At 52.4% G+C, this 14081-nt stretch carries 14 protein-coding genes and 1 tRNA gene; 7 read left to right on the top strand and 8 right to left on the bottom strand.

Features of this window, described 5'->3' with window-relative positions:
• Positions 1-109: 109 nt before the first annotated feature.
• From ETHHA_RS09810 to ETHHA_RS09800, 3 genes are all read left to right on the top strand, one after another.
• Entirely contained in the window at positions 110-2044 is a 1935-nt protein-coding gene (locus ETHHA_RS09810) for an NAD(+) synthase (RefSeq protein WP_013485822.1), read from the top strand.
• Positions 2045-2437: 393 nt separating this feature from the next.
• Positions 2438-3634 carry a C40 family peptidase gene (locus ETHHA_RS09805; protein WP_013485821.1) on the top strand — a complete coding sequence of 399 codons (1197 nt, stop codon included), beginning with the start codon at positions 2438-2440 and terminating at the stop codon, positions 3632-3634.
• Between the two features lie 304 nt (positions 3635-3938).
• A tRNA-Ala gene (locus ETHHA_RS09800) sits at positions 3939-4014 on the top strand.
• A 148-nt stretch (positions 4015-4162) separates the two neighbouring features.
• Here ETHHA_RS09800 and ETHHA_RS16155 read toward each other — a convergent pair.
• The 7 genes from ETHHA_RS16155 to ETHHA_RS09775 all read right to left on the bottom strand — a co-directional run bounded on the left by ETHHA_RS16155 (position 4163) and on the right by ETHHA_RS09775 (position 10445).
• On the bottom strand, positions 4163-5383 hold the full coding sequence (locus ETHHA_RS16155) for a recombinase family protein (protein ID WP_242822071.1): 1221 nt from the start codon (positions 5381-5383) through the stop codon (positions 4163-4165).
• A complete protein-coding gene (locus ETHHA_RS16150) occupies positions 5371-5532 on the bottom strand; it encodes a hypothetical protein (protein ID WP_242822070.1) in 162 nt (53 codons plus the stop codon). The genes ETHHA_RS16155 and ETHHA_RS16150 overlap by 13 nt, the downstream gene beginning before the upstream one ends.
• A 21-nt stretch (positions 5533-5553) precedes the next feature.
• Complete coding sequence (locus ETHHA_RS16145) at positions 5554-5748, bottom strand: recombinase family protein (RefSeq protein ID WP_242822069.1); 195 nt, start codon at positions 5746-5748, stop codon at positions 5554-5556.
• Positions 5749-5864: 116 nt separating this feature from the next.
• On the bottom strand, positions 5865-7523 hold the full coding sequence (locus tag ETHHA_RS09790) for a recombinase family protein (RefSeq protein WP_013485820.1): 1659 nt from the start codon (positions 7521-7523) through the stop codon (positions 5865-5867).
• Positions 7507-9171: a recombinase family protein gene (locus ETHHA_RS09785; RefSeq protein ID WP_013485819.1), complete on the bottom strand. Its 1665-nt coding sequence runs from the start codon at positions 9169-9171 to the stop codon at positions 7507-7509. Before ETHHA_RS09785 ends, ETHHA_RS09790 begins: the two co-directional genes overlap by 17 nt.
• Positions 9172-9296: 125 nt before the next feature.
• Positions 9297-9482, bottom strand: coding sequence for a hypothetical protein (locus ETHHA_RS09780; protein WP_013485818.1), 186 nt, complete (start codon positions 9480-9482; stop codon positions 9297-9299).
• Between the two features lie 537 nt (positions 9483-10019).
• Positions 10020-10445 (bottom strand): sigma factor-like helix-turn-helix DNA-binding protein, encoded by a 426-nt coding sequence (locus ETHHA_RS09775; protein WP_013485817.1) that lies wholly within the window; start codon positions 10443-10445, stop codon positions 10020-10022.
• Positions 10446-11001: 556 nt separating this feature from the next.
• On the opposite strand from ETHHA_RS09775, the gene ETHHA_RS09770 reads away from it, so the two are divergent.
• On the top strand, positions 11002-11343 hold the full coding sequence (locus ETHHA_RS09770) for a helix-turn-helix transcriptional regulator (protein ID WP_013485816.1): 342 nt from the start codon (positions 11002-11004) through the stop codon (positions 11341-11343).
• 84 nt (positions 11344-11427) lie between these two features.
• Here ETHHA_RS09770 and ETHHA_RS15235 read toward each other — a convergent pair whose 3' ends face one another.
• Positions 11428-11619: a cysteine-rich KTR domain-containing protein gene (locus ETHHA_RS15235; protein ID WP_013485815.1), complete on the bottom strand. Its 192-nt coding sequence runs from the start codon at positions 11617-11619 to the stop codon at positions 11428-11430.
• A gap of 126 nt (positions 11620-11745) precedes the next feature.
• Between ETHHA_RS15235 and tnpA the strand changes: the two genes are divergently transcribed.
• The 3 genes from tnpA (at position 11746) to tnpC (ending at position 14053) form a co-directional block, all read left to right on the top strand.
• A complete protein-coding gene (gene tnpA, locus ETHHA_RS09765; protein ID WP_013484562.1) occupies positions 11746-12105 on the top strand; it encodes an IS66 family insertion sequence element accessory protein TnpA in 360 nt (119 codons plus the stop codon).
• Complete coding sequence (gene tnpB / locus ETHHA_RS09760) at positions 12105-12455, top strand: IS66 family insertion sequence element accessory protein TnpB (RefSeq protein WP_013484563.1); 351 nt, start codon at positions 12105-12107, stop codon at positions 12453-12455. The genes tnpA and tnpB overlap by 1 nt, the downstream gene beginning before the upstream one ends.
• Positions 12456-12520: 65 nt before the next feature.
• Entirely contained in the window at positions 12521-14053 is a 1533-nt protein-coding gene (tnpC, locus tag ETHHA_RS09755) for an IS66 family transposase (RefSeq protein ID WP_013484564.1), read from the top strand.
• Positions 14054-14081: the final 28 nt, after the last annotated feature.

Genomic DNA, 14081 nt, shown 5'->3' with positions numbered 1-14081 from the left:
GCGATTGACTTTTGCGCGCAGGCTTTTACAATAGTACTATGTATGACAGACTGCGCAAGAACAATCAACGGATACAGAAAACGGTGCTTTGCCGGATAGGGGCGTTTCAATGAAAGACGGATATATTCGAGCCGCAGTAGTTTCTCCGCGCATTACGGTGGCGGATTGCGCGGAGAACGCGCGTGTGATCGGCCGGTGGATGGAGCAGGCGGAGGGAAAACAAGCGGGCCTGGTCGTTTTCCCCGAGCTTTGTCTCACGGGCTATACCTGCGGCGATCTTTTCCTGCACCAGACGCTGCTGGACGCGGCGGAATCGGCGCTGGAAACACTTCTGAAGGAAAGCCGGGGTTTCGACGCGGTGATGGTGGTGGGGCTGCCGGTGCGCCGAACCAAGCTGTACAACTGCGCGGCCGTGCTGCACCGCGGCCGCCTGCTCGGGGTCGTGCCCAAAACCTATCTGCCCAATTATGCGGAATTTTACGAGCAGCGTCATTTCACATCCGGCGTGCGCGCAGGCGGCACCGTCACACTGGCGGGGCAGGAGGCACCGTTTGGCACCGACCTGCTGTTTGCGTGTGAAAACCTGCCGGATTTCGTGTTCGGCGTGGAAATCTGCGAGGACGTGTGGGTTCCGGTGCCGCCATCCTGCCGGTTGGCACTGGCGGGCGCCACGGTGATCGCCAATCTCTCGGCCAGCACGCAGGTGGCGGGCAAGGCGGCCTACCTGCGCGGCATCGTGGGCACACAGTCCGGGCGGTGCATCAGCGGGTATCTGTATGCCGGCAGCGGCGAGGGCGAGTCCTCCACCGACCTGGTGTTCAGCGGGCATCTCATCGTGGCGGAAAACGGGCGCATCCTCGAAGAACGCGAGGGAGGAGAAGGTATGCTCGCCGCTGATCTGGACATGCAGCTGCTGGCCGAGGAACGTCGCCGCACCACCTCGTTTGGCGCGGAGGGCGAAGCGGGCGGCTGCCGGCGGGTGCCGTTCCGGCTCACACCGGTGCGGTATGCGCCGCTCCTGCGGCTGGTGGGCCGGCATCCGTTCGTGCCGCCCGAAGGCGAACGCTACCGCGAGCGCTGCAAAGAGGTGCTGGATATCCAGACCGCCGGGCTGGCCAAGCGGCTGGCGCACACACGGGCCAAAACCGCTGTGGTAGCGGTATCGGGCGGACTGGATTCCACGCTGGCTCTGTTGGTGGCGCACCGGGCGATCGAGAACGCAGGGCTGTCCTGCGCCATCACGGCCATCACCATGCCGGGGCCGGGTACCTCCGGCCGCACGCGCGGCAATGCGGACGCGCTGTGCCGGAGCATCGGCGCCACGCTGAAAGTCATCCCCATTTCCGGAGCTGTGGAGGGGCATCTGGCGGACATCGGCCATGACGGTTCGCCGGACACCGCCTTTGAAAACGCGCAGGCGCGCGAACGGATGCAGATCGCTATGGATGTTTCCAATATGGAAGGCGGCATCGTGGTGGGCACGGGCGATATGTCGGAACTGGCGCTCGGGTTCACCACCTACAACGGCGACCACATGAGCATGTACGGCGTCAATGCGGGCGTGCCGAAAACGCTGGTGCGGCACCTCATCCGGTATGTAGCCGATGAGAACGCGGAGAACACGCTGCTGCGCGATACGCTCTACGACATCCTCGATACGCCGGTCAGCCCGGAGTTGCTGCCCGCCAAAGATGGGGATATCCCGCAGAAAACGGAGCAGATTCTCGGCCCGTATGAACTGCATGATTTCTTTCTGTATTATTTTCTCCGTTTCGGATTTTCGCCCGAAAAGATCTTGCGGCTGGCTTTCCTTGCGTTTGCGGATGCTTACGAGGAAACGGAAATCCGGCAGCGTCTGGCGGATTTCCTGCGCCGCTTTTTTGCTGCACAATTCAAGCGCTCCTGCCTGCCGGACGGGCCCAAAGTGGGCAGCGTGGCGCTCTCGCCCCGCGGTGATTGGCGCATGCCGAGCGATGCCGTTGCACGCGCGTGGCTCAATAGACTGGAAAATGCCGGTGCGGATGCGCCGGGACCCGCCGTTTGACGCATGACAAATCGGTCACAATTTGATAACAACCCGTAAAGTCGGTTTGCCCAAAGGCGCTTTGTCGGTCGTAAAAAGCGCCTTTGGGTCTTGTTTTTGTACTTTTGGGAAACGCGCTCTACGACAGCTATACAAATTATACAAAAAAAATCAAAAAATATTGCGATGTTTTTCGTATAAACAGGGATTTTCCCTTTTGCAAATGCATGGGATGTGTTATAATGATAAGCAGTTGTTACATTTTAGTTACAAAAGCATAAAAAGACCGTTACCTGTCTGCGCGCTTGCGTGGGCAACGGCATTCATCCTTTGGGTAATCGAGCAAAGCGCCACGTTGAAACGAAAAAGTACGTCTAGAAAGAGATCCGATATGCATGCGGGGGAGATTGAACAGTGTACTTACCAGAGAAAAAACAACGATGGAATTTACGTATATTGGCCGGCACGGTCGTTCTGTCTGCAGGCATGCTGCTGGTGCCGTTCCAAGCCTCGGCAGATAGTATTTCCGATTGGAAGCAGCAATATGCTTCCCTGCAGCAGCAACTCCAGCAGGTGCAGGGCAAGCTGAACGCGCAGAGTAGTCAGCTGAAGACCGAAAAAGCGAAACAGGCGGCGCTCAATCAGGAGGTTTCCATCATTCAAGGGCAGCTTGCTGTTTTGAGACAGCAGATCGAAAATGTAAACGCACAGATTGCAAACAAGGAAGATGAGATCCAGACGACCGAGCAGCGTGTCCAGCAGAATACCGAATTGCTCAAGCAACGTTTGCGTGCTCTGTATATGTCCGGAGACGATACGTTCCTGACCGTACTGCTCAATTCAAACGACATCAGCGATTTCCTGACACGTGTGGCGGTGGTACGTGCGGTTTCCGATCACGACAACGAGATCATCCAGAGCCTGAAGCAGGATGAAAGCCAGCTGAAAGCCGACCGTACGGCGCTGGATCAGTCCAAGCAGAGTCTGTTGCAGGTGCAGGGGGCGGCGGCCGCCAAGCAGGACATTCTGAACGCCCAACTGGCACAGCAGGCGCAGGTTGTGGCTCAGGTGCAGGCAGGCTCGCAAAGTCTGCAGCAGCAGGCCAATTCTTTGAACGCGCAGGCTTCCCAGACGAATGACCAGATCAACGCGGCGGTTGCAGCACAGGCGGCTGCGACCCAACTGACCGCAACGGCTACGGCGAGCAACACAATGCAGCTGACCGGGGCCGCTTTGGGCAACGCTACCGCGCTGGTTTCGTATGCCGAGCAGTTTGTCGGTTGCTCCTATGTAATGAATGCAGCCGGTCCGACCAGTTTTGACTGCTCCGGTCTGGTCATGTATGTTTACCAGCATGCGGCTCATATTGGTCTGCCGCATTCCGCGGCCGGACAGGCTGGTTATGGCACGGCTGTTTCTAAAAGCGCGCTTCAGCCGGGTGACTTGGTCTTCTTTCATGTAAGCGGCGGCTCAATTGACCATGTGGGCATCTATGTCGGCGGTGGACAAATGGTCAATGCCGAGAAACCGGGTGTCGGTGTGGTGACTGATAACATCAATTCCGGTTATTGGGCGTCCAAGTTTGATTGTGCGCGGCGGATTCTGAACTGATTGTAAGCACTCTAAACCGGTAGATGGTATTGCAAAAGGCAAAGGCCGCAGGCCTTTGCCTTTTATTTATGCATAATGTTCTGTATGGGAGTTTCTATTTAATTTGTTCTGAAAAATGCTTGACAAAAGTACTTTATGCGTGTAGAATAGTAAAGCGGTCTTTTGAAGGGGTTGCCTGTTACACGTCCCCTTTCAAGACACTTATGGGGTGTGGCTCAGATGGGAGCGCAAACGGTTCAGTTTTCGTCCCATGAGCCTGTCCTCAAAACTTCATAGCGACCCAGATGCATATCCATACATACGTGGGGGTGTAGCTCAGCTGGGAGAGCGTACGGTTCGCATCCGTAAGGTCAGGAGTTCGATCCTCCTCATCTCCACCACATAAATCCAGCGCCCATGCGGGTTGCTGGATTTTTTATGCCTAAAAGCAAGTAGCTACGTCATAACGGGAACCGCCTCCTTCGGGGGAATCGACCCCGATGTTGCTACATCGAAATTTCGCATATTAATGAGAAAATCTGCGCGTTTTTATGCGCTCTTGGATGGCTTGTTGTAGTCCAATATCTGGTGGACGGAGATGTTGAAGTCGATGTCCAGCGAATAATCCTTGTGGATGGACACTTTTTGGATAAGCTGGGAGACGATCATCTTTTTCTCCGCGATGCTGCACTTATCGAACAGTTCCGACCAGTTTACAACGCGACCATAAAATTTATGAATCTCCGCGCCTTTTGTCTGAACGTTCGACAATTCCTCCTGCCAACGGGCCACGTCGGCCTTTGCCTGCTTGAGCGCCTCCTCGGCCTGCTCCACCAATCCGTTGATGATGTCCATTTTCAGCGGGCTTTCGCCCCGGATCACTTTGAGCACCTCGGATTGGTAGTCGCTCAACTCCTTGCTCTTGCTGTCCAACAACCGGTTGGCCTGCTCCAACTGCGACCGGCAGAACAGTTCTTGCCGGTGTATCTGCGCCTGAATCACCTCTTTTTCAGAGATGGTCTTGATGTAGACGAACAGCCTGCGGATGGATTCCGCCACCAGCGCGTTTACCCGCTCAGTGCGATAGGTGTTCTGCCCGTCGCATAGATCGGGATGTCGAACCTGATTGTGGCACTGATACCGCAACCGCACGTTCTCAACGACGGTGCCGTCTGCGCGCTTGTAGTTTTTGCCGCTGGTGGAGAGTACCATCTTGTGCCCGCAGTGGCCGCAATAGATCAGGCCGGACACCAGCGCCCGGCTTTTGTTGTTGCGGGGCACGGAGGAATGTTCCTGTGTGCGCTGTTTCATGATCTCCTGCGCCTGCTGAAATGTATCCTCGTCGATTATTTGCAGCTCCGGGAAGATTTCAGATTGCGATTCGCCGCTGCGCAGGATGCCGACGTAGATGATGTTTTTCAGGATCGTGTTAATGCTGGTGTTGACAAAGCCTTCACCTTGGCGGGTGTGGATTCCCTCATCAGAAAGATAGTGGGCCAACCGCTGTGCGCCGTAGCCCTCCCGGACATATTTCTGAAAGATGAGCCGCACCACTTCGGCCTCCTGCTCGTTGACCGCGATCTCATAGACTTCATGGCTCTTTTTGTTTATGCGGCCCTTCTTTTCCAGTTGATAGCCAAATGGCGCTTTTCCGCCCCGGAAACGCCCTTCCTGTACAATTTGTGCAAGGCGGGTTTTGGTGCGGATGGAGGTCTTGATGCTTTCGCCGGACGCCTGCCAGTAGCGTATGTAATTGGTCAGCTTGTCCACATGGGTATATCAAAGCGTTGCTGCCCTTCTTTGGCGCTCCAGACCTCAATGCCGTTCTTTACGAACCACTCCACGACAAAGGGTGTCTCGTCCTCGCGGCGTCCCAGCCGGTCGAACATAAAGACGAGCAACACGTCGAACTTGTGCAAAGCGGCATCTTTCTGAATCTCCTAAATGGCATCCCGGTCTTTGGCGGAAACCTTAAAGCCCGAAACACCCTTTTCGGATAATTCTTCGATGATTTCCCAGCCCTGCTCTTTGGCAAAATCCCGGCAGTAATCTTTCTGCATGGGAATATCATCTTTTTCGACCTGGCCTTTTGTGGAAACGCGATACAGACAATAGACTTTTTTCTTCTCAGGCATGATAGATCCTTTCCCGTTGTCCAGCGGGAAGTACCTGCAATACATGTGTTCAAGAGCGTACGTTATTGGAGAACGTCGTGCTAAAAGACTCTCAAAACCTGTAAGACGGCCTATTTTCATTGCATATCAAGTTCCCGGTTGACCTGCCCGACAAAACGATAGAACACCTTCACATCCTGCCTACGCTTTCCGTCAACAACAGTGCGTTCACCAATTTCAATGTGGTCTATCAGCTCATCGATGGTTTCCCGGTCAAGTTCCTGTAAGTTCAGATATTTGCGGATCGTCGCCGCCCAACTCTGAATGTCGGCGGCATCCTGATCGGATTTTTTAACTTCGGACAGAAGCACGTCAAGGCGTTCCGCTTTGGCAAGGCGCTCCTGTTCGTTTTTCGCTATCAGCACCGAGAAGGTACTTTCGCTGACCGCTCCGCTAACCTTGTCCTCATAGAGCTTTGCGGTCATGCTCTCCAACTCCTGCAAGCGGCGTCGCAGTTTGCCGATTTCCTGACGGGTATTTGCCATGCACTGTTCATCATACTGTGCCATCCGGCGTTTGAGCTTCTCCACCGCACCGGCCTCATCCAGAATGACGGCCTCAGCGTCCGCTTTAATTTCAGCCATCACAATCCGCGCTAACGTCATTTCATAGATACGGTGCCAGGAACAAACGCTCCGACCCGACTGGATGTATCTCTCACAGCAGTAGGAAACATAGCGTTTTACGGTGCCGTTTTTACGATGCTGCGTCTCTGTGCTTGCGCCAAGCGGACCTTTACAATCGGCGCAGACCAGTTTGCCAGAAAAAAGGCTTCGGGTCGGCTTTCGGTTATTCTCAACGCGTCGCTTTGCAGCCTGATTGATTTTCTGCACGGCATCCCATTCTTCCGGAACAATGATTGCCTCGTGGGTTGCCTCACACCGTATCCACTCGGATTCCGGCTTATAAATCATCGTGCCATCCTTATAAGAACGGGAGCCGGTGTAGTTCATAAGCAGATTTCCAAGATAGACCTCGCTGTTCAGAAGGTTTTTTACGGTTGCGCAGGTCCAGAGCTGAGAATACCGGCATTCGCCGGTTCCGTACAGGCTGTGCCAGTATCCGCGCGGAGAGAGGATGCCGTCCAGATTGAAAGCGGCGGCAATCTTGCCGTAGGCCGCGCCGTCCCGCCGCATGGAAAAGGCCCTGTGGACCACAGCGGCGGCGTATTCGTCGATGACCAGTTTGTGCTTATCGTCCTCGCTTTTGCGGTAGCCGTAAGGGGCGTAAGCGGAAAGGAACTGCCCGCTTTTCATTTTGGCGTACCGCACGGATTTGATTTTGTTGCTCAAATCCTTCAAATGGTAGTCGTTCATCAGGCTGCGGAAGTGGAGCATATCGGTGTTGTCGCCCTCGGTGTCCAGACAATCCAGCACGGAAACGAAGCGGCACCCAAGGGAAGGAAACACAACGTCTGTGTACCGGCCCACCTCTACAAAGTCGCGACCCAAACGTGACAGGTCTTTGACGAGGATCAGGTTGATAACGCCTTTTCGGGCGTCCTCCAGCATCTCCAGAAAACCGGGGCGCTGGAAGTTGCCGCCGCTGTAACCGTCGTCGGCGTAGGTTTTCACTTCGGTCCAGCCGTTCAGCATCACAAATTTGGAGAGGATTTCCCGCTGATTTTCAATGCTGACGGATTCGTCGGCGGGAATGTAGCTTTTCGCTTTCGCGGAATTGGAAGCGTCGTCTATGCTCAAGCGGCAGTAGATGCCGACCTTATACAGCTTTTTCATAACGCTCCCTCTTCTCCTGCGTCAGCGCCTCATCCACATTTCCGACATAACGGTAATGCACCTTGATGTCGCAGATGCGAAGATCGCCCTGCTTTTTGGTTTCGCCCACCTCAATGCGGTCAACCAGCTCAAACAGGATGGTTTCATCCAGCTCTGTGATTTCTGTATAGCGCCGGATAATATCCGTCCAACGGTCTGCGTCCTGCTTGTTTCCAAGCTGCGTCTTGACTTTCTGTTCCAATTCAGGGACTGCGGCGGCTTTTTCCGCGCGCTCGGATTCATATTTCTGCATCAGGGTCTGGAACACGGTCTGCGGGATGATGCCTTTGCATTTGTCCTCGTAAAGATTCTGCATCAGCTTTTCCAACTCCGAGATACGGGTGGTGGCCGTTTTCAGCTCCTGCTCATAAGAGGACAGGCGGCTGCGGTTTTCCTTATCCTTCAGCCGGGTAATCTGCGCTATGAGCCGATCCCGGTCATACTCCGCATACTGCGCCTTTTCCCGGATGTCCGCCAGCACGAGTTTACTTAGCACATCCTCATAAATCATGTGGATGGTGCAGGCGGTTTTACCGCTGCGGCTGTAGTTGCCGCAGATGAAGGAGTGAAACACCTGCGTGTGGCCGTCGCTGTATTTGCGCGTCTCATTGTGGGACCGCATTTTGAAACCGCAGTCGGCGCAGTAGACAAGACCGGTAAAGATGCTTTTTCTGCCTTCTGCGGCGGGAGATTTCCGCACCTTCTTTTGGTCGATGCTGACAACCGTATCCCACACGTCGCGGGGAATGATTGCTTCATGCGTGTTTTCAACCCGTATCCATTCATCCTCCGGTTTTACAATGAGCTTGCGGGATTTATACGAGAGCGTCCCGTGCTTGCCCTGTACCATATTACCGATGTAGACCTCATTTCGGAGGATAACCTGAACGGTGGTATTGGCCCACTGGTGGTTGACCTTGCGCGGATCATTTCGCCCCTTGCGCTGATAGTACAGCACTCCGGGCGGCTGAATTCCTTCCTCGTTGAGCGCGACGGCAATGGACCAAAAGCCCATGCCCTGACAGCGCATGGCGAAGATCCGGCGCACAATCGGCGCGGTTTCCTCGTCGATTACAAGGTGGTGCTTATCCGCAGGATCGCGCTTGTAGCCATAAGCGGGGTAAGTTCCAAGAAACTTGCCATCCTCCGCACACGCTTTCTTGACGGCCTTGACCTTCTTGCTGGTATCCCGGCTGTAGAACTCGTTAAATAAGTTCAAAAAGCACATGACATCGGTGCTGCCGTTGGTGCTTTCCGTGTCAATGCCGTTGTTCAGCGCAATGAAGCGGCACCCGATAGAAGGAAACAGATAATCTGTGTATTGTCCAAATTCAATGTAGTTTCTGCCGAAACGCGACAGATCCTTGACCAAAATCACGTTGATGCGCTTTGTTTTTGCATCCTCAATCAGCCGCTGGACGCCGGGACGGTCGAAGTTTGTTCCGGAGTATCCGTCATCGGTATATACGTCGATTTCATTCCAGCCGCGCTCACGGACATACCGTTGGAGCAGCAACTTTTGATTTTCAATGCTGGCGGATTCGCCGTCGCGCTCATCGTCGTTGGACAGTCGGCAGTAGATGCCCACGTTGTATGTTTTTTCGATCATCTATATTTTACCTCCCGATCATCTCAGCATCATACCCCGTGCGGTTTTATGGCTCTCGAACATCATCAGGATAACGCGGGAGCTTTCGCCGCGCAAGGATGCGGCTGGCCGAGAGGGTTTTATCGTTAAGAAGCAGAAGGGACGCGGGGCGGTGTAAGCTCTGTCATGGCACGCCGGACGGCGAGCTGTTCCAGCGTATGCCCCAGGTCCTTCTCACCGGAAAACACGCTGGTCACGCGATACAGCGTATTCCCGATCTTGACTTCCTTGTAAGAGGTATTTGCTTTTCCGCATGGTGTGGCTTGCTCCATAAAGAGACACCTCCATTCCAAACCATACCCATATAAAAGATGACAGCCGCGCCGATTTCAGGCTAGAGCAGCCATACGACTGTCGCATTTCGGCGCGGTTGTCCCTTTGTTTCGATTTGCTTTTTATGTTTACAGACATTCCGGACGAACAGGCGGCGTACCTGTTACCATAGGAATTGCACCTCCCCCCATGATGATGGCGGGCCGTTCTCATTGCCTGCGACGGTTTTATCACGCTCGGACTGTGACTGAACGGAAGTTTCATTACATACAGATAATTGCCGCAGAGCTGCCTTGCGTCTGAAAGACGCTGCTCTGCCTGCGGCGCTGGTGTTTTTCGCTCCCTTCCCGTTACGCTGAAATCAATCACCCTCTCCCGCGTAAGGAAAGATCGTGGCGCACCCGCCGCCCGGCTCCCTGTATGCCGCTGCTCGCGGTATGTATCCGGCTTGTCCCTTATTCAATTTTCAAGGTTCAGCGAAGAATAAAAACATATCCCTCATAAACCTTTTCATTTTCAGGGCAAAAGTTGCTCCCTTAAATGAAATTTTTGAGAACTGCCTCCATATTTTTCAGCGCCTTATTGATAGAACGTGAGATTTGACTTTTATTTACCCCTTCTGCCTTAGCAATGGCACTTTTGCTCATTCCCAAGAAGTAATGAGCATAGATGCGTTTGGCCTGCTTATCCGGCAAGGCGGCGATGGCAGCGTGAATCTGCTCACCCGTCACTTTGCACTCATAGATTTCGCAGGGGGACAGGGACACGAACAGGATGTCACGCTCGATGCCGTCGCCGCGATCCAGAGAGTAATACGACTTATGACGGTATCTCCGCAGATAGTAGGCGGCTTCGGCGTGTTCATAGGAATCCATGAGTGCCGCAACCTCGTCCGGTACCGCAATGATGCAGTCGGTGGTATAAAAATCGGGATAATAGTCCCGCAGATTGATCTTGACCATTTTCTTTTCCTCCGTTTCGATTTTTAGGCTTGGGCAAATCGAAACAGAGGATGGAGGGGAGCGGCAGAGGGGCTTTATATCACACCGCGTCGATATAACATACCAGAAATATTTATCCAGAGAAAAGAAGATAAAAAACGTACCAAAGCAGAATATCCTCCGCATGGTACGTCGAAATTGATACAAATTACATACTATTATGTCATAGTTTGCATATGCAAGGTTAGAATTTATCCTTATGAAGCAATAACTTTTTTTAAGCGATTACCTTGGAAGGTTGCCCATAGAATATTCAGGCCATCTGCTAAACTGCCACCTTTCTATAAAAGTGGTATTTTGGTAGTAAAAACAGCATCTGCCAAAGCTCCTTTCAGTTTGCTTTGGCAGGTGACTCATTTGATTTTGGATGCATTAATATAACCCGCCAAAGCAGTCTTTTTTTTCTTGCCTTGTCCGGCTGTTGTTTTTTGTGAAATATGTTGCATGTAAATATGACGCACAATCACATTATGTAATCATCTTTTTTCTACTAAACTTAGATAAGAGGTGATACATAATGCACTATGACATGAAGCGAATGGGTACTATCATTCAAGGAGCCCGTATATCGCGCGGAATGACACAAACAGCGCTTGCTGACAAAATAGAAGTTTCTTTAAGAACCATCATTGCCATTGAAACTGGAAAACGAAATCCAACATTTGAGGTCCTTTATAAAATCATTCAAGAATTAAGTATTCCAGCTGATCTTATTTTTCGTCCCGAGGATGTAACTGGTACGCCAGAGCAGGAACAATTTATTCGGGAGTTCCGGGATGCTAACGAGCAAGAACAGCAAATTGCTATTGCATCAGCAAGAGGTATTTGGAAAGAACTCCGCCATGAAAACAAGGGATAGTATTTGAACTAACTTAACCACAAGTACAATCAACTTTATAGATCATGTACAAGGAGAGCCGATAACTGTGATTAATCTCACATGTTATCGGCTCTGCGTCTCAGCGGCTGGCTCTTTGATAACTGATATTTTCAGATGTCGTACATTTATTAGTGTCTCATGTTTGCACTTAGGACAAAATAGCGGAAAGTTTTTAAGGATTGTATCCTCACGGATTTTTAGACGTGTCTTGTTATTACAAACAGGGCATAATACCCATTTGATTTCCGTCGTAATATCACTCCTGTGTAACCGTCAAGACCGCGCGCACCTTGTAAGCATGGTGTCGGGGAAGGTACAATGAACTTCAAAAGGGTTCAAAACATGTAATGGAGTGTTTTGGACCAAATTGGAGTGAATAAAATGGATACGCAAAAAATCGCGAGGGAGTTCCGGCTATCAGAGTGGGGCGAGGCGGTAAAGGAGCGAATAGCTGGCGGGCAGAGCGTGGACGCATTTTGCGAAGAAAAAAACATCAGCAAGGCCACCTATTACTACAGGCAGAAAAAAGTACGGGAAGCTGCCTGCATGGAGCTTATGGAGAAACAAAAGCGCGGAACCGGGCTTGTGCCGGACGGCTGGACGCAGCTTACGGAAGCAAAATCTGTTACTGCCGGCGAAGGCACCCTAGACATTGAAATCGCCGGCTGCCATATCCTTGCAAATGCCCAAACCGACCTGGAATTGCTGGCGAGAGTCTGCCGCATCCTGAGATCGCTGTGATGCAGTTCGGAGAAAAACCTGTGTATCTTTGCTGTGGGTGCACGGATATGAGGAAATCGATCAACGGGCTAATGACGCTTGTGCAGCACAGTTTTTCTCTCGACCCTTTTGTCGACGCGCTGTTCGTGTTCTGCAACCGAAGCCGTGACCGCCTGAAAATACTGGAGTGGGACGGCGATGGCTTTTGGCTGTATTTCAAACGGCTGGAACGCGGACATTTCCGCTGGCCGTCGTCAGACGAGGAAACCACAATGACGCTGAACAGTGAGGAACTGTCTTGTCTGATCGATGGCGCAAGGCTGGAGAAAAAGCTTCGCCGCAGCGAAGTTCTTGAACACAATATTTCGTAACACATCGGGATACGAAAATGCCGTTTTTTCTTGATTCTATGCGGTTTTTCCGGTATAATTAGAGAATGGAAAAACAAGAAAAAACAATTGAAATACCGCTTTCTGTTTACGAGAATTTTCTCAAACAGGCGGAGCAGATTGCCGAGCTAAAACAGCAGATTCAGTGGCTGATGGAGCAATTCCGCCTGGCCAAACGTAAGCAATTCGGCGCGTCCAGTGAACAGACGGACAACGAACAATTATGTCTGTTTAACGAAGCAGAGCAAACCGCCGATTTGACCGTGCCAGAGCCGGAAACCACCGAGGTCAAGGCGCATTACCGCAGAAAGACGCGCCTGACCACCGACAAGTTGCCGGAAGATTTACCTGTTGAGACCATTGAACACGAGCTGCCGATCGAGGCGCGTATCTGTCCGGACTGCGGTTGTCCTCTGCACAAAATGGGGGAAGACATCCGTGAGGAACTGAAAATCATCCCGGCAAAAGCCGTGATTGTACGCCATGTACGGCACGTCTATGCCTGCCGCCACTGCGAGGAGTCCTCTGATCGTGTGCCGATTGTCAAGGCGGAGATGCCAAAACCCGTCATCAAGGGAGGGTTCGCATCACCCGAATCCGTCGCCCATATCGCCGTGCAAAAATTTGTGATGGGCAGCCCGCTTTATCGGCAAGAGCAGGAGTGGGCGCAAAGCGGCATTCTGCTCTCACGTCAAACCATGTCCAACTGGCTCATCAGAGCCTGTGAAGATTGGCTGGAGCCAATTTATCAGGAAATGAAGCGACAGCTATGCAATCATCAAGTCCTTCACGCAGACGAAACCACCCTTCAGGTGCTGCATGAGGACGGCAAGCCCGCCCAGAGTAAAAGTTACATGTGGCTTTATCGTACAAGCGGCGAGGCTAAGCGCCAGATTGTGCTGTATGACTACCAGCGGGATCGAAAGCATATCCGTCCGAAAGACTTCTTAGAGGATTTTTCAGGTTTTCTCCATGCAGATGGTTATGACGGATACCACAAGCTGCCTGACCGAATCACCGTGGTGGGCTGTTGGGCGCATCTGCGTCGGAAATTTGACGAAGCGCTGCAAACACTGCCGAAGGATAAACGGAAATCGTCTGACGCCGCAAAGGGGATTGCTTACTGTGACAGGCTGTTTCATTTGGAGAAACAGTTCACTTTGCTGACCCCGGAAGATCGTTTGAAGGAACGCGAACAGCAAAGTAAACCGGTGGTTGAGGCGTTCTACGCCTGGGTCGGATCGCTCCGGGAACTGCCTAAAACCCTGATGGGTAAAGCAATCCATTATGCACAGTCACAGCGCATGTATCTTGTGCGGTATCTGTTGGACGGACGGCTGGAAATCAGTAACAATCGCGCGGAAAACGCCATTCGACCTTTTGTAATGGGACGGAAGAACTGGCTGTTTTCCAACACGCCAAACGGTGCAAAAGCCAGCGCAATCTATTACAGCTTGATCGTCTCTGCCAGGGAGAATGGTCTTGTGCCTTTTGAGTACCTCACAAAGATTTTCACCGAAGCGCCCAATGGCGCGGATGTTGAAAACCTCATGCCTTGGGGGGCGTGCCCGTTGATTTGACGGTTACACTCCTGTCATAGTTTTATCA

It is taken from the genome of Ethanoligenens harbinense YUAN-3 (assembly GCF_000178115.2).
Classification (GTDB): Bacteria; Bacillota; Clostridia; order Oscillospirales; family Ethanoligenentaceae; genus Ethanoligenens; species Ethanoligenens harbinense.
Note: the sequence above shows the minus strand (reverse complement) of the source record. Positions and strands in the feature narration are given on the sequence as shown.